This is a genomic window from Flavobacterium sp. IB48, from assembly GCF_016405855.1.
GTDB lineage: Bacteria > Bacteroidota > Bacteroidia > Flavobacteriales > Flavobacteriaceae > Flavobacterium > Flavobacterium ginsengisoli.
The window spans coordinates 1010607-1031773 of record NZ_JAEFCA010000001.1 but is presented as its reverse complement, the minus strand read 5'-3'; the positions used below and the strand labels follow the sequence as shown (position 1 = coordinate 1031773).

Here is a 21167-nt window from a genome sequence, read left to right as displayed (position 1 = left end):
TTACTGATTTTTAGCAGTATTGCTTCCAAATAATTTATTCTTCGTTTGCACTAAAAAGTTATAATTTTTTGCAAATTGTTTTTTTAAAAAAGAAGCATCTTCTTTTGGAAACCAATCTGTTGTACGTGGTTTTTCAATTAGCTTTTTATGAATTTGATAGGCATATGTCGCGATTGATGTTCTATAGCTTCCTTCAGGAAAATTAGTCATATCATATCCATGAAGTGTATAAGGTGCGCATTGTTGGATAATTAAACGATTAAAAGGAACATCTAGTTCAGCTTCTTCACCAGTTCTTAAATCACAAATTTTTAAACCTCCTTTGTACTCTGGTTTCCAATCTTTATTTAAATACAAAAGTAAGTTTAACTCTCGATACCAATTTTTGTTAATAGGATGGTAATTAAAGTCTAAGTGCATATCTAGAAAACTATTTTTCTTGCCCTGATGTAATCCTCCGCCGTGATTTTTTGGGTCAACAAAAATTGATTTCGATGTTATGTAAGATATGATTTTATTGAATCTTTCAGACGAGAGATCATTATAAAGCTCATTCAATTCAGGACCTAATTCTTTATAATTTGATTTTTCAAATTTATTATTTGCAAAAGAATAATCGCGGCTTTTATTGTTGAGTTCAGGAATGCTTTTATGAGCTTTTAGTAATTTTTCTTCTTCACAAAAGGCATCTATTATTAAATGTGGAAATGGTCTGGCAGTTAAATATTTTAAACGCAAATCATCTAAATGGTTTTCCAGATATTCAAAATTAATCATAGGTGCTATTTTAGCTGCTTCCAAACAAAAGTAGAAATTAAATTAAATATTCATTAATTAAAAACGAATTTGTTTGTAATTAAATTATTAAGAATTTTAAAATTGCTATTTTTGATTTCAGATTGATAAAATTTAGATGAAAATAGCCATTCTTGGTACCAGAGGAATCCCTAATAATTATGGCGGTTTTGAGCAGTTTGCTGAAATTTTTGCTGTCTATTTAGTACAACAAAAACATGAGGTTTATGTTTATAATTCCCATAATCATGTTTTTCAAGAGAAGAACTACAAGGGAGTAATTATTATTCATCAATATGACCCTGAAAACAAAATAGGTTCTGCTGGACAATTTATTTACGATTTGAATTGTATTCTCGATTCTAGAAAGAGAAATTTTGATATTATTTTACAATTAGGATACACAAGCAGTTCTATATGGTCTTTTCTCTTACCCAAAAAAGCAGTTATTATTACCAATATGGATGGATTGGAGTGGAAGAGAACTAAATATTCGTACAATACCCAAAAATTTCTAAAGTTTGCCGAAAAGAAAGCAGTGAAAAGCAGCGATTATCTAGTGGCAGATTCTATTGGCATTAAACAATATCTGCAAGAGAAATATAGCATTGATGCAACTTACATTGCTTATGGTGCTGAACCTTTCCTTAAAGAAAACGAAGAAGTACTTTCATTATATAATGTAGAAAAAAACAAGTACAACTTATTGATTGCCCGCTTTGAACCTGAGAATAACATCGAAATAATTTTAGACGGAATTGTTGATAGTAAAGATGATAAAGACATATTGGTCGTAGGAAATAACGATAATAGTTTTGGAAATTATCTTAAAAAGAAATTTAATGCTTATTCGAATATACGTTTTATAGGAGGAATTTATAATAAAGAGCATTTAGACAATTTGAGATATTTTTCTAATCTTTATTTTCATGGGCATTCTGTAGGAGGAACAAATCCATCTTTGCTAGAAGCTATGGCAGCAAAAGCATTAATTGTAGCGCACAACAATAAATTTAACCATGCAATTTTACAAGAAAATGCATTTTACTTTTTTTATGCAGCAGATGTTAAGCGCCTGATCGAAACGGTAAATAGGAAAGAAAATAACCAAATGGTTCAGAATAACTTCGATGCAATAATTCAAGAATTTAATTGGAATAAAATAAATGAATCGTACCTCAGATTATTTGAAAAAAGCCTTCAGTAAAATCGATGAATTATGGAAAAACAAAACATTGCTAATTTTTCTTTTAAGCGCAATGTTGATTACCCTTCCGTTAAAACATTCGATAGGGAGTTTAACTTGCATTGTTTTTTTACTGGTTTCTTTAGTCAAATTTAAAAAAACACATTTTTCACTTCGTAAGGTTTTGTTGCTTCCAATTCTATTGTATGTTTTAATGCTTATGTCACTTTTTTGGACTATTGGAAGCAAGGAGACAATCAAGGGGTTACAAAAAGAAGTTTTATTTTTATTGATTCCTTTAGCATTTTGCAGCTTACCAAAAATAAATCGAAACGATATAAACAAGATTTTAAGATCGTACAGTTTTGCCATAACGGGTTTTGCGGTATTCTATATTTTAAGAGCGGTTGTAAAATTTATAAATTCTGGAAACAAAGAAGTCTTTTTTTATCACGAACTAGTTACTTTAGAGTTAAATGCGATTTATATGGCTGTTTTTGCTTCATTAGCCATGTTTTTCTTTCTTTCTAAAAAAGAAAAGTCAATTATTGATAAAATAGGACTTTCGATTCTTATTGTCTTTATATTTTTATTGTCATCTAAAAATATCATTGTAGTCGATTTAATAATGACAATAATGTATTATTCGTTTTTCTCTCCTGTTTCCAAAAAAACAAAGAAAATAATATTGTTGGCAGTCATTATAGTTTCTATAAGTTCTGTACTTTTTATTAAACCGGTTAGAGACCGATTTATAATTGAATTTGAAACCATATTTGTTGATGGATCTTTGAATAAAACTATAGAAAAGAATCAGGGACCAATCTATAATATTAGTTTAAAACAAGCGTGGAACCAAGATCAATTTCAACAAAATGATTTTTTTCCAGGTACAGCATTTAGACTTTTTCAGATAAGAATTTTTAAAGAAATGCTTGAGGAAGAGAATATTTTTTTCACAGGATTTGGATTAGATGCCTCGCAAAATAAAATAAAAGAAAAGGTCAAAGAACATAACTTATACCCGAATTACGGAGAGTTTAATTTCCATAATGAATATGTTCAAATATTTTCAGAATTAGGAATATTTGGCTTTTTAATAGTAGTAAGTATGTTGTTTGCTACGATTAGAAAAGGAATTGTCAATAAAGATTTTATACATATTGCTTTCGCAGTAACAATGATAATCTTATTTTTGACCGAATCTTTTTTGAGTCGACAAAGAGGAATAATTTTCTTTATAATTTTTTACTGCATGTTTAATTTGGTAAATAATTGTAATGAACAGAAAATAATGAAATGAAAAGAATACTTATTACTGGAGCGGCAGGATTTTTAGGATCGCATTTATGTGACAGATTTATTAAGGAAGGTTACTTTGTAATCGGAATGGATAATTTAATTACAGGAGATCTTAAAAATATTGAACATTTATTCAAATTAGAAAACTTCGAATTTTATCATCACGATATCACTAAGTTTGTTCATGTTCCTGGCGATTTAGATTATATATTGCACTTTGCATCGCCAGCAAGTCCGATTGATTATTTAAAAATTCCGATTCAGACTTTAAAAGTAGGATCTTTAGGAACACACAATTTGCTTGGATTGGCAAGAGTTAAAAAAGCAAGAATTCTAATTGCATCAACATCTGAAGTTTATGGAGACCCTTTAGTACATCCGCAAACGGAAGAATACTACGGAAACGTAAATACAATAGGTCCGCGTGGCGTTTATGACGAAGCAAAACGTTTTCAGGAATCAATCACAATGGCTTACCATACTTTTCACGGTGTAGAAACTAGAATAGTACGTATTTTTAATACATATGGTCCAAGAATGCGGCTAAACGACGGACGTGTAATTCCTGCTTTTATTGGACAGGCTTTACGTGGCGAAGATTTAACGATTTTTGGAGACGGAATGCAAACGCGTTCTTTCTGTTATGTAGACGACCAAGTAGAAGGTATTTACAGATTATTACATTCTGATTATGTTAATCCAGTAAATATTGGAAATCCTGACGAAATCACAATCAAAGATTTTGCGGAAGAAATCATAAAACTTACGGGTACAAACCAAAAAGTGGTATATCATCCACTGCCAATAAATGATCCATTACAACGTCAGCCCGATACAACAAAAGCAAAGGAATTATTAGGCTGGGAAGCAAAAGTAAGTCGTGCTGAAGGAATGAAAATTACTTATGAGTATTTCAAATCACTATCTCCGGAAGAACTGGCAAAAGAAGAACACAAAGATTTTTCGAATTATATTAAATAATAAAAAAGGGACAATATTTCTATAATATTGTCCCTTTTTCTTTTTAAATCATTTTTACTAAAAAGCATTATTTTCAATTAATTTCTTCATTTGCTCATCAAGATTGAAATGAGATTTTGCATGAAGGAAAATTGTGTTTTTCATGATTTGAATTTCTTTTTTACCAAATTCTGAAATTTGCTTTAAGGTGTCGTTTAAGTTTTTAAAATCTTCAACAGGAACCACCCATCCCAAATTATTTTCTTCAACAATATTTTCACCTTCGCCACCTCCAAAATAAAGAACAGGAAAACCTAATGCACTGTATTCGAATATTTTTGAAGGTACAGATCCATAAATTCTTGTCTTTAGTGGTACTAATGCAATATCTAAATTTTGTAAAGCTTCATGCAAAATATTTCGTTCTAACATTCCATGAAAAATAATTTTTTCATTCTGATTTTTTTCTAAAAAATTTAGAATTTGATTTTTTTCGGCACCATCCCCAAAAATGTGCAGTTCAATGTTTAGATTTTTCAAATCCAATTCTTGGATAAGTTCAAAAACACCTTGTGCAACTCCCAGTAAGCCAGCATAAAATAGTTTTATAGGTTCATTCAAATTCTGTTTTTCTTCTAATATATTTTCAATAAAATGATCAGGATAATTACGGTATAAAAAACATTTTTTTTCTGGAAATATTGAATGAATATGATCTATAATTTCATTCGATTGCCCGAAAATATGGTTTGCTTTTCTGTAAATAAAGCGTTCAATAAAGAGAAGGAATTTATGTGAAATGCTATTTTTCTTTAAAACACCAAGTTCAATAGCAGCTGTGGGCCAAAGATCAGAAACATTCAAAATTATTTTTTTTCTTCTAAGTCCAAGAGCCAAAACTGCAGTAAAAGATAACAATAAAGGTGGAGATTGTACGATTACTTTCTTTGGTATTTTAGCAAACAATAAATAAAAAAATAAAGTTGTAGAAAACGATAATGTAGAAACAATTCTTTTAAAAATATTAGAGCTGTTACTCGGATAAATCCAAAGACGTTTTAAAGTTATATTCTGAATTTTTTCGATAACAGAAAATCGACCTTTATATTCTGGAAAAAGTTCACCTTTTGGATAATTTGGAAGAGGAGAAATCACAGAAACGTTATACCCGTTTTGATCCAGTTTTAAAGCGAGCTGTTCTATTCTGTTTGCCGCAGCTCCTTTTTCCGGCGGATAATAATTGGATATAATAAGAATGTCTTTCATTATTTTTTATCCAATAAAATAGAAACAATTCTTTCAGATGCCTTTCCGTCCCATAGATCTGGAATACCGCACTTTTTAGCACCGTTTTGTAAAAAACTGCCAAAAACTTTTTTCAAATTTTGTAAAGAAGTCCCCACAATTGTATTAGATCCAATGGTTTCTGTTTCAGGTCTTTCGGTATTATCTCGCATTGTAAAACATGGAATTCCAAGAACAGTTGTTTCTTCAGAAATACCGCCGCTATCTGTAATGACAGCAAAACTATTTTTAATTAAATACATAAAATTTAGATAACCTTGAGGCAAAACAAAAATAATATTTCTAAAATCAGTTTTACTTTCTTTTAAAATAGCCTGGGTTCTTGGATGAATAGGAAAGATTATCTTTTTGTCATTTGCCAGAAGATCAATCCCTTCCAATAATTTAATAAGTGACGAAACTTCATCAACATTTGCAGGACGGTGCAAAGTTAGAATGATATATTTTTTTTCGCTTAATTGATGTTCGTTCCAAAAATCTGGGGCCGAAATTCTATTAATATTTTGATATAAAGTGTCGATCATAACATTTCCCACAAAGTGAATATTGTTAGGATCTGAACCTAATTTTAATAAATTTTCTGATGCCGAAGTTGAGGTTGTAAAAAAATAATCGCTAATACTATCTGTCAGCATTCGGTTAATTTCTTCGGGCATTGTTAAATCTCCAGAACGAATTCCGGCTTCTACATGTGCCACTTTTGTATTACATTTTTTAGCAACAATAGAACAAGCCATTGTCGAATTTACATCGCCAACAACTAAAACCAAATCACAAGGGTTTTGAATTAACTCCTTTTCAAAAGCAATCATAATTGCTGCTGTTTGTTCTGCTTGAGAACCACTTTTAACTTCTAAATTGATATCGGGTTGAGGAATGTTTAGTTCTTCAAAAAAAGTATCACTTAAATTTTTATCATAATGCTGCCCAGTATGTACTAAACGAAATGAAATATCAAATTCTTCATTTTGTTTTTTCTTTATAGCATTAATTATGGGGGCTATTTTGATAAAGTTAGGTCTTGCACCTGCAATTATGGTAATTTTCATAGATTGACTTCAGAAATTAGGACAAACTTGTTTTAAGTTTCTTTAGCAAAAGTAAAGTTTAAATTGGATTCTCGATAAATTGGAGGATTTTGTTGTGTTTAAAAATTGAATTCTCAAGAGTATTATAAAAGAAATCTTATTGAAATATAAACTTGAGGTCACAAATTGTGACCTTAAAGATTTAGAAAGTTATTTTTTATATCCAATCTTCACTCTTTCAGACTCATTTTCTTTTTTCTCAGTCAATTCATCTAAATAAGAAAAAACCAATTCAATATTTTTATCGTGGTTTTCTAACTTCTTCTGAATCTGTAAAATATCAACTTTAATTTCGGTTGTATCCAAAAGCATTTGTCTCACTTTCGTAAAAATTCTCATAATTTGAATATTGGTTTGAATTGCCTTGTCGCTTTTTAAGATACTTGAAAGCATAAGTATGCCGTGTTCAGTAAAGGCATAAGGAAGGTATTTTAAGTTTGAACCTCTACCATTCTTCAAGGTCGCAAATTGCGACCTTGAAGAATTATATTCATTTTCAGTTAGTTGAAACATAAAATCTTCTGGGAATCTTGACAAATTTCTTTTTACCTGCTCATTTAATCGCTTAGTTTCGACATCATAAAGAGAAGCCAGATCACTATCGAGCATCACTTTTTGACCACGAATAAAATATATTTTATTTGAAATTGTTTCTTCAGAAAGTAAAGAGTTATCGTCCATAAGTTTTTAAATAAAAAACAAATGTAATATTTTATTTACAAATAAGATTTAAACTGTTTCAGTTTCCCGCGATTGGTTCTTTCTAAAACTGTTTTTCGAGTAAAAGTGAAATTTAGATTGGGTTCTAAATACAAATCAATTGCTTGTTTTATTTTTTCAATTTGTTCTGAAACTAATTCTTTTTCAGCTACATATTCAATTTCAAAAGTATCAATTTGGGTTTGTTTGATGATAAATTCTTTTACGTTTCCATCATCTTCAATAATGCTTTTAGTTACATAATAAAAGGTCAAACCTGGCGATTTTTTCCCACTTGGAAGAATTGCAACATCATTTGTTCTGCCGATAAGTTTTTTAAGAATTGGTTTTTGAGGCGTACTTTTTTCATCCAAAATTCCAATATCGCCAATTTCATATCGAATGAAAGGATTTGCTTTGTTGAATAGAGACGTAATCACAATTTTTCCTTCTGTTCCATGTGGAACAGGATTATTGTTTTCATCTAAAATTTCTACAAACAAAGTTTCTGCATTTACTTGCCATTCGCCTTGCGGATTTTCAAAAGCAATCAAATCCAATTCAGAAGCGCCGTATTCGCTAATAATCGGAATGCCGAATTGTTTTTCTAACAGTTTTTTATCCGCTTCAAAGAGCATTTCCGAAGTGACAAAACAAGCTTTTAAAGTTGGACAAATTTCATTTAAAACGATATTTTTTTGTTGTAAAAATTTGGCAAATAAAACAATAGAACTTGTATAACCGTTGAGGTAATCGAATTTTTTTGTTTTGAATTTTTGAAAAAATTTTTCTAGAACTTCATCAGATAAATCAAAAACTGGAAAACGAAATCGATGTGTCAAAAAATCCTTGAAACGTTCTTTTTGATAGCCAATAAAATCCATTGGAATTCCGTAAAAACGAGCTTGATACGAATGATTAAAATCAATTCCGAACCAGCCAAATCGCATAATATTGGAAGCCCAAGTCAAGGCATGTGAATATTTGTCTTTGGCAAAAACAAAAGGAGTTCCGCTTGATCCAGAGGTTTTGTTGAGATAAACAGATTTTTTAGAATAACCTTTTGAAAGTCTTTCTTCAAGGGGTTTTTGTAAATTCTGTTTGTTTAAAATCGGAAGATTTTCCCAATTTTCGGCAGTCGTATTTCCAGCTAATGCTGCATAAAAAGAATTGTTTTTAAGATGAAAATCAACAATTTCCTTCTTTTTGTTTTCGAGAAAAACCGTAAAGTCTTCTTCAGAAAAATGAACAATTTTGTCCAATTCGGCTTTAGCTTTCTTTATCGGAAAACCATTTATTTGAAGGGAAATATCAAAAAGGCGAATCATTTTTCAGAAAAATTTTCGTCAAAAATAAGGTTTAGGAATTACTAACAATGTAGAACCAACAATTTTTTGAAGATTTAATTATTTTTTACGTGCAAAAGCAAGTATTTTTGCACCACAACTAAATACAACAACACCATGACAATTTTATTATTGGGATCAGGCGGAAGAGAGCATGCTTTTGCATGGAAAATGACACAGAGTCCGCTTTGCGAAAAACTTTTTGTAGTACCTGGAAATGCAGGAACTGCTGCAATTGCTGAAAACGTTGCAATATCTGCAACTGATTTTGAAGCAGTGAAAGCATTAGTACTTAAAGAAAATATAAGTTTAGTAGTCGTAGGACCGGAAGATCCGTTGGTAAAAGGTATTTACGATTATTTTAAAAACGATGAAAGTTTAAAACATATTCCGGTTATTGGGCCATCTCAATTAGGTGCGCAATTAGAAGGAAGTAAAGAATTTGCAAAAGAATTCTTGATGAAACATAACATTCCAACTGCAGCTTATGACAGTTTCACAGCTGAAACAGTTGAAAAAGGATGTGAGTTTTTAGAAACTTTACAGCCTCCTTACGTTTTAAAAGCAGACGGATTAGCTGCTGGAAAAGGTGTTTTGATCATTCAAGATCTTGAAGAAGCCAAAACGGAATTAAGAAACATGTTGGTTCATGCAAAATTTGGAACAGCAAGTTCAAAAGTGGTTATTGAAGAATTCTTGGATGGAATTGAATTAAGCTGTTTCGTTTTAACTGACGGAAAAAGTTATAAAATTCTTCCAACTGCAAAAGATTATAAAAGAATTGGAGAAGGAGATACAGGTTTAAATACAGGAGGAATGGGAGCAGTTTCTCCAGTTCCTTATGTTGATGCTGTTTTGATGGAAAAAATTGAAACTCGTATTGTAAAACCAACAATCGAAGGTTTCCAAAAAGACGGAATCGAATATAAAGGTTTTGTTTTTATTGGTTTAATCAATGTTAAAAACGAACCAATCGTTATTGAATACAACGTAAGAATGGGAGATCCTGAAACTGAAGTTGTGGTTCCGAGATTAAAATCTGATTTGGTTGAATTATTCTTGTCTGTTGCAGATCAGAAATTAGGAGACTTTAATTTAGAAGTTGATCCAAGAAGTGCAACAACTGTAATGGTAGTTTCTGGCGGATATCCTGAAGATTTCGAAAAAGGAAAAGTAATTTCTGGTTTAGAAAATATTGAAGATTCTATAGTTTTTCACGCAGGAACAAAATTAGATGGCGAAAATGTCGTTACTAATGGAGGACGTGTAATTGCTGTGACATCTTACGGAGATAATTTCCAAGAGGCCATAAAAAAATCTTATCAAAACATAGATAAACTAAGCTTTGATAAGATGTATTTTAGAAAAGATATCGGTTTCGATTTAATCTAAAAATAAATTCACCAGCCCTTTTTAATTAAAGGGTTTGGTTTTTTATTTTAAAAATGAATGAGCCGTTGTATCTTGGTTTTCTGTTCCAGCGTCATCAAAAATACGTAATTGTTTAATCCAATAAACGATTGCGCATGCACAGATGATCATAAAAATCCAGTTAATAGTGTTTGCACCAAACCATGTTTTTAATTCTAAATGACGTAAAAAGTCAAGAGGAGCAAACAAAATGTTAACGAATAGGTATTGAATTCCTTCAAAAAAAGCTGTCATAATTTTAAAAATTATATGTTATTTATTGTTGTGTAATGCCTTGAAGATAAAATTCGGCGAACCAAATCTTTTTTCAACTTGTTAGGTCTTTCCTTTTAAACAAGTATTATCTTTACAATCACAAAAGTATAAAATATCCTTATGATAACAAGTGTTTTTAAAAAATCTACGCCATTAAATTATTCATTGGTTGTAATTTTAATACTGGTTTTCTTTTTTATGTTCCAAATTAAAGACCCATCTTGGGTTACTTCTTATTTTTTGGCGTTTCAAAAAGTGAGTTTGTTATGCTTTATTTTGGCTTCTTTTTTTATGATTAATTTCATTGTAAAAAAGAACGGACTCAGTAAAGACAACGGTTACTCGATACTTTTTTACTTATTGTTTATTTTATTTTTCCCAACGATTTTTAATAACTCAAATGTTATCTATGCCAATTTTTTCATTTTATTGGCACTTCGAAGATTAATTTCATTGCAATCTCTTAAAGCATCAAAAGAAAAAATATTTGATGCCGCATTTTGGATTTTTGTAGCTTCTTTATTTCAATTTTGGAGTATTCTCTTTATAATTTTAGTTTATATATCTATTATTTTTCATGTTTCAAGAGATTATAGAAACTGGGTTCTGCCTTTTATAGCGCTTTTGGCCGTAACTATTTTATTCTATATGACATCATTAATTTTAAATATTGATGCAATAGCTTTCATCCAAGAAAAAGCTGTAATCGATTTTAGAATAGATTATTTTAAAAATAATTACGAAAACGCAGCACTTTCAATTTACACCGCTGTAGCGTTATTTTTTGTTACTTCGATGCTAATGACGCTATCAAACAGGCCTCAAATTGTACATTCTTCGTACAAGAAAGTTGTAGCTTGTTTTTTTATAGCTGCTTTTGTTTATATCATTTCGCCAAATAAAAGCAATGATTTATTATTATTCAGTATTGCACCATTAACGATAATGGCAACAAGTCATGTAGAATACATGCAACAGAAACTTAATAACGAGATTGTTTATTATACTCTGATTGTGTGTAGTTTATTTACTTTTTTCTCTCAATTATAATTTACTTCCGTAAGCAAGATCGCCAGCATCTCCAAGTCCAGGAACAATGTAGTTTTTCTCATTTAGTTTTTCGTCTAGAGAGGCAACCCATAGATGACAGTTTTCTGGAAGATTTTTTTCAAGGTGATCAATTCCTTCTGGAGCTGCAATAACAACAACAATATGAATTTCTGTTGGAGTAGCATTTTCTATTAATTTTTCATGAACCGCAACAATTGATTGTCCAGTGGCCAGCATTGGATCAAGAAGAAGGACTGTTTTATTATTTAAGTCAGAAATTGCCTGATATTCAACTCGAATTTCAAATTCATCGTCATTATTTGGATGATATCTGCAGGCAGAAACAAAGCTATTTTCTGCATGATCAAAATAATTTAGAAAACCATTATGTAGAGGCAATCCAGCTCTTAAAATTGGACATAGTACCAAATTTGCATCAATTTCTGTCGTCTTTTTAATTCCTAAAGGCGTTTGAATTTCAACTTCTTTGTAAGGTAAAATTTTACTCAATTCATAAGCCATGATTTCTCCAATACGTTCAATATTTCGACGAAAACGCATACTGTCGTTTTGAACCTTTACATTTCGGATCTGACCTAAAAAATGATTTAATACACTGTTGTTCTCAGAGATATAATGGATTTTCATAATATTTTTTTAGAAGATCAATTGTTTATTAGGAATAATTGAAAAATTAATGTTTTTTTTCAAAGTATAAAAGTATAAAAAGTATCTTTGTTTCATAAAAAAATAAAAACATGTTTTCAAAATTAGCATATTCTGTTTTCGAGCAAAGCATCAAAGATTATCACCAGTTTGATAATGTAGATCAGCCGATCAATAATCCTTATCCAAAAGATAAGTTCGAGCATTTGTTATATTTAAAAAATTGGATTGACACTGTTCAATGGCATTTTGAAGATATTATTCGTGATCCACAGATTGATCCAGTTGCAGCATTAACTTTAAAAAGAAGAATTGATGCATCAAATCAGGAACGTACTGATATGGTGGAATATATTGATAGCTACTTTTTACAGAAATATAGTGATGTAAAAGTAAAAGAAGGAGCAAAAATCAATTCTGAAAGCCCAGCTTGGGCTTTTGACAGATTATCTATTTTGGCTTTAAAAATTTATCACATGCATGAAGAAGCTAATCGTGCTGAAGCTTCTCAGGAACACAGAGATAAATGTCAGGAAAAATTAAATATTCTTTTAGAGCAAAGAACAGATTTATCTACAGCAATTGAAGAATTATTGACAGATATCGAAAACGGTGACAAATTCATGAAAGTTTACAAACAAATGAAAATGTACAACGACGACGATTTGAACCCAGTTTTATATCAAAATAAAAAATAATTTGGCAGACTTGTCTAGCAAAATTAAGCATATAGCCGTCATGAGACTATCCGCAATGGGAGATGTCGCCATGACGGTTCCTGTTTTACGAGCTTTTGTAAAACAATATCCAACGGTAAAACTAACCGTTATTTCTCGTCCATTTTTCAAACCTTTTTTTGACGGAATTCCTAATCTTGAGTTTTTTGCTTTTGATGAAAAAGAAAGACACAAAGGATTTCCTGGGCTTTTACGCTTATATGGAGATATAAAAAAACTGAAGATTGATGCATTTGCTGATCTTCATAATGTTTTGAGATCTAAGGTCGTGAGTTTGCTTTTCGCTTTAAGCGGAAAAAAAAGAGCAACTGTTGATAAAGGAAGAGAAGGTAAAAAAGAATTAACACGTGCTGAAAATAAGATTTTCAAGCAATTGCCAACGATGTTTGAAAGACACGTAAAAGTGTTTCAAGAACTTGGTTTTTCTATTGATTTGTCTCATCCGGAGTTTCCTAAAAAAGCAGACTTAAGTGCAGAAATTAACGATTTAATTGGACACGATTATCGAAAACTAATTGGAATTGCGCCTTTTGCGCAATACGATTCTAAAGTTTATCCTCTTGATTTAATGCAGGAAGTAATTGCAAAATTGGCCGAAAATAAAGATCAGACGATTTTACTTTTTGGTGGAGGAAAGAAGGAAATCGAAATTTTAGATTCTCTTGCACAACCATTTGAAAATGTAATAAATATGGCTGGAAAAATTAAATTTCAGCAGGAATTACAATTAATCAGCAATCTTGATGTGATGCTTTCTATGGATTCTGGAAATGCACATATCGCAGCAATGTTGGGTGTAAAAGTAGTTACGCTTTGGGGCGCGACGCATCCGTACGCAGGATTTTTGCCGTTTAACCAGAAGATGGTAGATGCTTTAACTTCAGACCGAAATCAATATCTAAAATTACCAACTTCAGTTTATGGAAACAAAATTGTCGAAGGATATGAAGATGCCATGAGAACAATTTTACCACAGCAGGTTGTTGACAAGGTTGTAGAGAAACTTTCATGAAGGATTAGAATAAACTAGAAGACATCACTTTTTATAAGCTTCGGAGAAGCGAAATATTTATAGTAAAATAGCGTCTACAATATTAAAGCTCCAACGGAGCGACATTATTATAAAAAAACATGTCGCTCCGCTGGAGCTTTTTTCTTTTGTTTTATTGTGATTCTATAAATATTTTACCCCGCTGGGGTATTTGCGATGAACAATGATTTAAGCAATATTTTTGCTTAAATCATATTTTTCATTAGAATCGAGGAAAGAATATCCTATTGTTTTTTTTCTTTTTTTGTTTACTATAATGGAAACAAAGTTATTTTTATCTTCAGTTGACAATAGAATATGCTCAAATTTTTGAGATGGATCTCTATAAACTTTATAGATTAAGTCTTGATCTTTAATTTTTTTGGATAAAATTTTAGCCGATTTAAGTCTGCTTACATAAGGCCAAATATTAAAAACATTCGAATCGGTCTTTTTTACTTCTACCATTTTGTCGGTCAAAGTTGAATTGTATTTTTCTCTTTCAAGCAACTTAGGGCCTTTTCTGTTTTTCATTTTTATAATAACCGCCAGAACGCACAGCGAAGCAGTTACAACCAGCATAATAAATAGATAGAGATGAAAGTGTTGTACGTGAGCTGTCATGATATTTAATTTTTTAAATGTTTGACAAATTTGATGTAGCTCTGTAAAATCTCAAAACAATGAGATTGAGATTGCTATAATTTTACCTCTAATTTACTAAAAATTCGGCAATATTTTGATAAAATTTTGCTTTTATTTCAATTAGAGCCAAATCTTTTCATCACGACAACGTCGATAAATATAACTTTTTAGATTTGCAATGGTTTCCTGATAATTCGGTGCGTCATAACCATAGCGTTCGTGTTCCATTTGTTCTCTTTCAATGCTATCGCATCCTTTTATAACTTCTTTAATCATGTCGAGCAAGGCAAGTTCTTTATTGTCAGTTTTTTGAAATTTTAATTCAACAATTTCATCCTGAAGCTGTTCACAATAATTAGCTAGTTTGCCAACTTCTGGCTCATCCAGAAGATATTCCTTATTTCTAAAAATTTCTCGTACAGATTTCATAAACAATTAATTTTCAATTTTTTAAATTCCAAATTCCAAGTTACATCTTTTTCAAAGTTTTAAACTTTGACAAAGAGTAGAAACGCAATTAAACAAAAAAAAATCCAAACTCCAATTGTAAAGTTGGAATTTGGAATTTTTGATATTGGAATTTAATACGACTAAACGTCGTCGTAATCAACATAAATAGTTTCTGAAGTTGGATGTGCTTGACAAGTTAAAATTAAACCTTCAGCAATTTCTCCATCTGTTAAAATAGAATTTTTCGTCATTTCTGCGGTTCCTTTCGTAACACGACCTAAACAACTACTGCAGATTCCGCCTTGACAAGAATAAGGAGCGTCGACACCTTGTTTTAGAGCTGCGTCAAGAATTGTTTGTTTTTTAGACATTTCAAAAGTAGTCTCTTCATCGTCTACTAAAACAGTAATTTTTGTGTGTCCTTCTTGAGAACCTTGAATTTCGTGCTCTTCAGAAGAAGATGTAAACAACTCAAATTTAATAGCAGATTCTTTTACGTTTTTCTCTTTTAAAACATTAGAAACAGTATTAATCATTTCTTCTGGCCCGCAAAGGAAAAATTTATCAAATTGAAGTTCTTTGTGTTTGTTGTTTAAAACAAAATTAACAGCCGATTTTTCAATTCGTCCAAATAAAGCATTTTCAGCTTTTGCTTGGCTGTATACATTATGCACAAAAAATCTTCCTACATATTGCAATTGCAAATCGTGAAGCTCTTGATGAAAGATTGTACTTTCAGGAGTTTTATTTCCGTAAACCAATACAAATGAGCTTTTTGGTTCATTCTTTAAAACTGATTTTATGATAGAAAGAACCGGAGTAATTCCGCTTCCTGCAGCAAATGCCGCATAGTTCTTTTGTCTTTCAGCATCTGGTTCAAAAGTAAATTTACCTTCTGGCTGGCCTACTTCAAGAACATCTCCTGCTTTTAATTTAGTATTGGCAAACTGAGAAAAAAGACCATTTTTTACTGCTTTTACAGCAATTCTTAATTCGCCGCTGTCTGGTGCAGAGCAAATAGAATATGCACGTCTAATTTCTTGATTGTCAAGAGTTAATTTTAAATTTATATATTGACCTGCTATAAATTTATAGTCAGATTTTAGTTCTTCAGGAACATTAAAAAGAATAGAAACAGCATCTGCAGTTTCTCTTTTAACCTCTTTAATTATAAGTTTTAAGAATGAAGGCATGATAGAATTTTTATGCAAAAGTAGCAAACCACTATTAAAATTTTAGCACGAAATTATTTTTTTTAACTTTTTTTGTAACGTTTTCCTACATTTGGGCTCTTACTACAAAAATACTTAAACCATAAACCATGATTAAGAAGTTTATTTATCTCGAATGGAAGGCTTTTACTAGATCGGCATCTTTCGGTAAAAATCTGGCAATGAAAATTGTAATAGGTTTTTTGATGATCTATTTTTCTTTAATTTTTATTGGTATGGGAGTTGGAGCATTTTATATGCTTAAAGAAATGAAATTGGAACCATTGGTGACTTTAAACAAATTTCTGATTTATTATTTTCTAGCCGATTTGATGATTCGATTGTTATTACAGTCAATTCCTGTTCTAAATATCAAACCTTTGCTAGTTCTTCCTTTAAAAAAAACGACCATTGTTCATTTTTCTTTAGGTAAAACGATTTTATCTTTTTTTAATTGGATACATGCCTTATTTTTTGTTCCATTTACTGTTGTTCTAATTTTAAACGGATATGATGTTGTTCAGATTATTTTTTGGCATTTGGGTGTAATGTCTATTATTTATATCAACAATTTTCTAAATATTATTTTGAGTAATATTGACAGATTATTTGCTCTTTTTCTATTATTGATTATAGTTTTAGGAAGTGCACAATATTATCAATTATTTGATATTACAAAGTTTACAACGCCATTTTTTCAAAGTTTTTATGAAATAGACGGATTGTTTTTGATTCCGATTCTAGTATTAATAACACTGCATTATTTTACTTTTAAATACTTTGAAAAGAATTTATATCTCGATGCAGGACTCTCTGTAAAACAAGATGTTGCTTCTACAGAAAATCTTTCGTGGCTGAATCAATTCGGGACTTTGGGAACTTTTCTTAAAAATGACATTAAACTCATCAAAAGAAATAAAAGATCCAAAACCACTATAGTAATGAGTGTTATCTTTTTATTCTACGGATTGATTTTTTTCGGAAACATGAATCAGCCGCCTGCTATGCAAATTTTTGCTGGAATTTTTGTTTCGGGCGGATTTCTATTTGTATTTGGACAATTTGTACCGAGTTGGGACAGTTCATACTATCAATTAATGATGACGCAGAATATTCCGTATAGAGGTTACATTACTGCAAAATGGTGGCTTGTTGTAATTGCAACTTTCATTTCAACAATACTTGCTTCTTTTTATCTTTTATATGGTTGGGAAACTTATCTAATTGTTGTAGTTGGAGCAATTTATAATATAGGAGTCAATTCTCATTTAGTGCTTCTGGGTGGCGCTTTTACCAAAACGCCAATTGATTTAAGTAATGCTGGCGGTGCTTTTTCTGATAAAAAAGTGTTTAATGTTAATGCAATGTTATTGTCATTGCCAAAAATATTTCTGCCATCGATATTATATTGGTTTGGTTTGCATTATGCAGATAAAACGGTTGCATTAGCCTTAGTTGCAGGAGTAGGAATCTTGGGTTTTATCTTTAAAGAAAAAGTGTTTTCATTAATAGAAAAGATATACAAAAGAGAAAAATATAGTACAATAAGTGCTTATAAACAAAAGAGTTAATTGATAATTTGTCCATTAGAAAATAAACCTAACATTGCCATGATACAAGTACATCAGCTTTCAAAAACATATAACAAAACAACAGTTTTAAATATTAATAATCTAGAAATTCCAAAAGGACAAAGTTTTGGGTTGGTAGGAAATAACGGAGCAGGAAAAACAACTTTCTTCAGTTTGCTTTTAGACCTAATCCAGCCTTCAACAGGATATATAAAAAGTAATGATATTCAGGTGAATACAAGTGAAAACTGGAAATCTTTTACAGGATCTTTTTTAGATGAAAATTTTCTTATCGGATATTTAACTCCAGAAGAATATTTTTATTTTATCGGAGATTTACGCAATCAGAATAAGGCAGATATTGATGCCTTGCTGGCGAAGCACGAGGAATTTTTTAACGGAGAAATTTTAAAGAATAAAAAATATCTTCGTGATTTATCAAAAGGAAACCAAAAGAAAGTGGGAATAATTGCTACTCTTATTGGAAATCCAGAAGTTGTAATTTTAGACGAACCTTTTGCAAATTTAGATCCAACAACGGTGAGCCGACTAAAAAAAATAATCAAAGAATTAGCCGATGATCCAAACGTAACGGTTTTAGTTTCAAGCCATGATTTACAACATACTGTCGAGGTTTGTAATCGTATTGTTGCTCTTAATAAGGGGGAGATTGTCAAAGACATTCAGACCTCAAAAGAGACCTTACAAGAACTAGAATTGTTTTTTGCTGTGTAAGAATTTCTATATTTCAAAAAGAAGCGTATTTTTACAAGTGAATATACTAAAACCAATTTTTAGTAGTTATCTGTTTTAAACTCTTTTCTATTGAAAAAGAATACTCTTAAATATAGTTTTACTCTCGTTTTTTTATTCTTTTTGATAGCTTGTTCTACCAAAAAAAATACTTTTTTGGCTCGAAGTTCTCATTCGATTGGGACAAAATATAACATTCTTTATAATGGAGGAATTGGTCTAGAAAAAGGTTTAAAGTCAATTCAGGCTAATAACGAAGATAATTTTTGGAAGATACTGCCAATTGAAAAAATGCAGTTTGATGAAAATTTTTCTGAAGGGGAAAAAACTAAAAATCCTGACTTTGAAAAGGCAGAAACCAAAGCTACAAAAGCCATTCAGAAACACTCCATGAATATTGGAGGAAGAGAAAGAAACTGGCAGATTGACGAAGCGTATCTTATGCTAGGAAAAGCGAGATATTACGACCAACGTTTCATTCCAGCAATTGAGGCTTTCAATTATATTTTATACAAATATCCAGAAAGTAATAATATTTATACCGCAAAAATTTGGCGCGAAAAAACCAATATGCGTTTAGGAAACGATGCGATTGTTCTTAAGAATATTAAAATTTTACTTAAAAAAACAGATTTAGATAAACAGACTTATGCTGATGCCAACGCTCTTTTGGCAGAAGCTTTTATTAATCTGGAACAAAAAGACAGTGCTGTTTCTAGACTTAGAGTTGCAGAACAATTTACAAGAAAGAATGAAGAACGCGCAAGGTATCGTTTTATACTTGGTCAGATGTATCAGGCAGAAGGAAAACGTGACAGCGCCATTTATTTCTATGATGCTGTTATTGATTTAAATCGAAAAGCAGATCGTAAGTATATGATGCACGCTTACGCGAAAAAAGCACAAATGTTTGATTATGGGAAAGATAATGATACGATTTTCTTAAAAACATTTAATAAATTGGTGACTGATCGTGAAAATCGTCCTTATTATGATGTTCTTTTTTATGAAATGGGAGTTTATTATGATAAAAAGAAAGATCAAGAAAATGCATTATTCTTCTACAATAAATCTTTAGGCAGAAAATCTAAAGATCCCTATTTGATGGCATCTGCTTACAGAAACATCGGAAACATGTATTTTAAAAACACAGATTATTCTATGGCAGCAAAGTATTATGATAGTACTTTGGTAAAACTGGATCCTAAAACCAGAGAATTTGCTTTTATAGAAAAAAACAGAAAAAATCTTGATGACGTAATTAAATACGAAGCTATCGCAAAACGCAATGATAGTATTATTAAGGTATACAATTTGCCACCAAGCGAAAAGAAAGATTATTTTGAAGGTTATATTGCAAAGCTTAAAAAGAAAGACGAAGAAAAAAGACTTTTAGAAGAAAAAGAAAAAGAACGATTAGCCAATATCGATCGAAATTCTCAATCGGGAATTCCAGGAAATGGAGCAGTAAACCCGCAATCTTTAGGTAAATCAATTGAACCAGAAGGGATCGTGCCGCCCGGAGGAAATGATAACGCAAGTACATTCTATTTTTATAACCCTACAACCGTTGCCTATGGAAAACTACAGTTTAAAAAAATGTGGGGTAACAGAACTATGGCCGGAAACTGGAGATTGGCAGGAATGAGAGCCATTAATAATGATGCGATGAATGATTCTATTGCAACTAAAGAAGTTGCTAACGCATTAAAAGATACCATTGTACCAGAAAAATATACTGTAGCCTATTATGTAAAACAGCTTCCAACTTCGCAAACAGCTATGGATAGCATTGGTAAAGAACGAAACTTTTCATACTATCAATTGGGACTTATATATAAGGAGAAGTTTAAAGAATATAATTTGGCAAGCGATAAGCTAGAACAATTACTTCAAAATAATCCTGAAGAAAAATTGGTATTGCCATCAATGTATAATTTATACAAAATATATCAAATTACAAACCCAGCAAAAGCTGAAGCTATAAAAACAGAGATATCTTCAAAATATCCAGATTCGAGATATGCTCATATTTTAAACAATAAAGAAGAAGATCCAAATTCTAGTCCAGACAAAGAATATCAAAAATGGTATAAACTATTTGAGCAAGAACAGTTTAACGAAGTCTTGGCAAATATTGACAATCTAATTAACCAATATTCTGGAGATGATATTGTTTCAAAATACGAATTGCTAAAGGCTAACGCTCAAGGAAAAGTATATGGTTTAGAAGCTTACAAAAAAGGACTTGAGAATGTAGCTGATAATTATCCGAATAGTGAAGAAGGTAAAAATGCAAGAGAAATTCTAGAAAAACAGGTTCCTATTTTAGAGAAACTTAATTTTACAACAACAGACACTAAAAACTGGAAAATAGTGTATCGAGTTAATAATAACGATACAAAGGCGGTTAAAAGAATTGAAGAAGCAATTAGAGTATTTTTATTAGTTGAAAATTACGAAAGATTGACAACATCATTGGATAAATACAATAAAACAGAAAGTTTTGTAGTTATTCATGGTTTAAAATCTGAGGCTTATGCAAATGATGTTGCTGGAGTTTTCAGAGATGATAAGAAATATAAAATCCCAGATCAAGCAATAATTATATCAAATGACAATTATAAAATTGTTCAAATTAAAAAAAATCTAGATACATATCTTAGCCCAAAAATCCCTTAAATCTT

20 protein-coding genes are annotated in these 21167 nt (G+C 30.7%); 10 read left to right on the top strand and 10 right to left on the bottom strand.

Going from position 1 to position 21167, the window contains the following annotated elements:
- Window positions 1-777 carry a 2OG-Fe(II) oxygenase gene (locus JC605_RS04485; RefSeq protein ID WP_198855056.1) on the bottom strand — a complete coding sequence of 259 codons (777 nt, stop codon included), beginning with the start codon at window positions 775-777 and terminating at the stop codon, window positions 1-3.
- 136 nt (window positions 778-913) lie between these two features.
- Between JC605_RS04485 and JC605_RS04480 the strand changes: the two genes are divergently transcribed.
- From JC605_RS04480 to JC605_RS04470, 3 genes are all read left to right on the top strand, one after another.
- Window positions 914-2002: a DUF1972 domain-containing protein gene (locus JC605_RS04480; protein ID WP_198855055.1), complete on the top strand. Its 1089-nt coding sequence runs from the start codon at window positions 914-916 to the stop codon at window positions 2000-2002.
- A 181-nt stretch (window positions 2003-2183) separates the two neighbouring features.
- On the top strand, window positions 2184-3284 hold the full coding sequence (locus JC605_RS04475; RefSeq protein ID WP_198855054.1) for an O-antigen ligase: 1101 nt from the start codon (window positions 2184-2186) through the stop codon (window positions 3282-3284).
- The gene (locus JC605_RS04470) at window positions 3281-4264 is read left to right on the top strand and encodes a UDP-glucuronic acid decarboxylase family protein (protein WP_198855053.1); all 984 of its coding nucleotides are present in this window, start codon (window positions 3281-3283) and stop codon (window positions 4262-4264) included. Before JC605_RS04475 ends, JC605_RS04470 begins: the two co-directional genes overlap by 4 nt.
- A gap of 57 nt (window positions 4265-4321) precedes the next feature.
- Here the strand turns inward: JC605_RS04470 and JC605_RS04465 are convergent, their stop codons facing one another.
- From JC605_RS04465 to JC605_RS04450, 4 genes are all read right to left on the bottom strand, one after another.
- A complete protein-coding gene (locus tag JC605_RS04465; protein ID WP_198855052.1) occupies window positions 4322-5509 on the bottom strand; it encodes a glycosyltransferase family 4 protein in 1188 nt (395 codons plus the stop codon).
- The gene (gene wecB / locus JC605_RS04460; protein WP_198855051.1) at window positions 5509-6597 is read right to left on the bottom strand and encodes a non-hydrolyzing UDP-N-acetylglucosamine 2-epimerase; all 1089 of its coding nucleotides are present in this window, start codon (window positions 6595-6597) and stop codon (window positions 5509-5511) included. The genes JC605_RS04465 and wecB overlap by 1 nt, the downstream gene beginning before the upstream one ends.
- Window positions 6598-6786: 189 nt before the next feature.
- A complete protein-coding gene (locus tag JC605_RS04455; RefSeq protein ID WP_198855050.1) occupies window positions 6787-7317 on the bottom strand; it encodes an ORF6N domain-containing protein in 531 nt (176 codons plus the stop codon).
- A 35-nt stretch (window positions 7318-7352) separates the two neighbouring features.
- Window positions 7353-8663, bottom strand: coding sequence for a phenylacetate--CoA ligase family protein (locus JC605_RS04450; RefSeq protein ID WP_198855049.1), 1311 nt, complete (start codon window positions 8661-8663; stop codon window positions 7353-7355).
- A 135-nt stretch (window positions 8664-8798) separates the two neighbouring features.
- On the opposite strand from JC605_RS04450, the gene purD reads away from it, so the two are divergent.
- A complete protein-coding gene (gene purD / locus JC605_RS04445; protein ID WP_198855048.1) occupies window positions 8799-10073 on the top strand; it encodes a phosphoribosylamine--glycine ligase in 1275 nt (424 codons plus the stop codon).
- Between the two features lie 42 nt (window positions 10074-10115).
- Here the strand turns inward: purD and JC605_RS04440 are convergent, their stop codons facing one another.
- Window positions 10116-10346: a uracil phosphoribosyltransferase gene (locus JC605_RS04440; RefSeq protein WP_198855047.1), complete on the bottom strand. Its 231-nt coding sequence runs from the start codon at window positions 10344-10346 to the stop codon at window positions 10116-10118.
- 141 nt (window positions 10347-10487) lie between these two features.
- Here JC605_RS04440 and JC605_RS04435 point away from each other — a divergent pair, with 141 nt between their 5' ends.
- On the top strand, window positions 10488-11417 hold the full coding sequence (locus JC605_RS04435; RefSeq protein ID WP_198855046.1) for a DUF6427 family protein: 930 nt from the start codon (window positions 10488-10490) through the stop codon (window positions 11415-11417).
- Here the strand turns inward: JC605_RS04435 and upp are convergent.
- Complete coding sequence (gene upp / locus JC605_RS04430) at window positions 11412-12065, bottom strand: uracil phosphoribosyltransferase (protein WP_198855045.1); 654 nt, start codon at window positions 12063-12065, stop codon at window positions 11412-11414. The two genes, JC605_RS04435 and upp, sit on opposite strands and share 6 nt — an antisense overlap.
- Window positions 12066-12175: 110 nt before the next feature.
- Here upp and JC605_RS04425 point away from each other — a divergent pair, with 110 nt between their 5' ends.
- A complete protein-coding gene (locus JC605_RS04425) occupies window positions 12176-12781 on the top strand; it encodes a DUF4254 domain-containing protein (RefSeq protein ID WP_198855044.1) in 606 nt (201 codons plus the stop codon).
- A gap of 40 nt (window positions 12782-12821) precedes the next feature.
- On the top strand, window positions 12822-13832 hold the full coding sequence (locus tag JC605_RS04420; RefSeq protein WP_198855043.1) for a glycosyltransferase family 9 protein: 1011 nt from the start codon (window positions 12822-12824) through the stop codon (window positions 13830-13832).
- A gap of 207 nt (window positions 13833-14039) precedes the next feature.
- On the opposite strand, the gene JC605_RS04415 is transcribed toward JC605_RS04420, so the two are convergent.
- The 3 genes from JC605_RS04415 to JC605_RS04405 all read right to left on the bottom strand — a co-directional run bounded on the left by JC605_RS04415 (window position 14040) and on the right by JC605_RS04405 (window position 16138).
- Window positions 14040-14474 carry a hypothetical protein gene (locus JC605_RS04415; RefSeq protein ID WP_198855042.1) on the bottom strand — a complete coding sequence of 145 codons (435 nt, stop codon included), beginning with the start codon at window positions 14472-14474 and terminating at the stop codon, window positions 14040-14042.
- 141 nt (window positions 14475-14615) lie between these two features.
- On the bottom strand, window positions 14616-14924 hold the full coding sequence (locus JC605_RS04410) for a hypothetical protein (protein WP_198855041.1): 309 nt from the start codon (window positions 14922-14924) through the stop codon (window positions 14616-14618).
- 161 nt (window positions 14925-15085) lie between these two features.
- Window positions 15086-16138 (bottom strand): 2Fe-2S iron-sulfur cluster-binding protein, encoded by a 1053-nt coding sequence (locus tag JC605_RS04405; RefSeq protein ID WP_198855040.1) that lies wholly within the window; start codon window positions 16136-16138, stop codon window positions 15086-15088.
- A 128-nt stretch (window positions 16139-16266) separates the two neighbouring features.
- Here JC605_RS04405 and JC605_RS04400 point away from each other — a divergent pair, with 128 nt between their 5' ends.
- The 3 genes from JC605_RS04400 to JC605_RS04390 all read left to right on the top strand — a co-directional run bounded on the left by JC605_RS04400 (window position 16267) and on the right by JC605_RS04390 (window position 21162).
- Complete coding sequence (locus tag JC605_RS04400) at window positions 16267-17727, top strand: DUF5687 family protein (RefSeq protein ID WP_198855039.1); 1461 nt, start codon at window positions 16267-16269, stop codon at window positions 17725-17727.
- 39 nt (window positions 17728-17766) lie between these two features.
- On the top strand, window positions 17767-18462 hold the full coding sequence (locus tag JC605_RS04395; protein ID WP_198855038.1) for an ABC transporter ATP-binding protein: 696 nt from the start codon (window positions 17767-17769) through the stop codon (window positions 18460-18462).
- 90 nt (window positions 18463-18552) lie between these two features.
- The gene (locus tag JC605_RS04390; RefSeq protein ID WP_198855037.1) at window positions 18553-21162 is read left to right on the top strand and encodes a tetratricopeptide repeat protein; all 2610 of its coding nucleotides are present in this window, start codon (window positions 18553-18555) and stop codon (window positions 21160-21162) included.
- Window positions 21163-21167 lie beyond the last annotated feature (5 nt).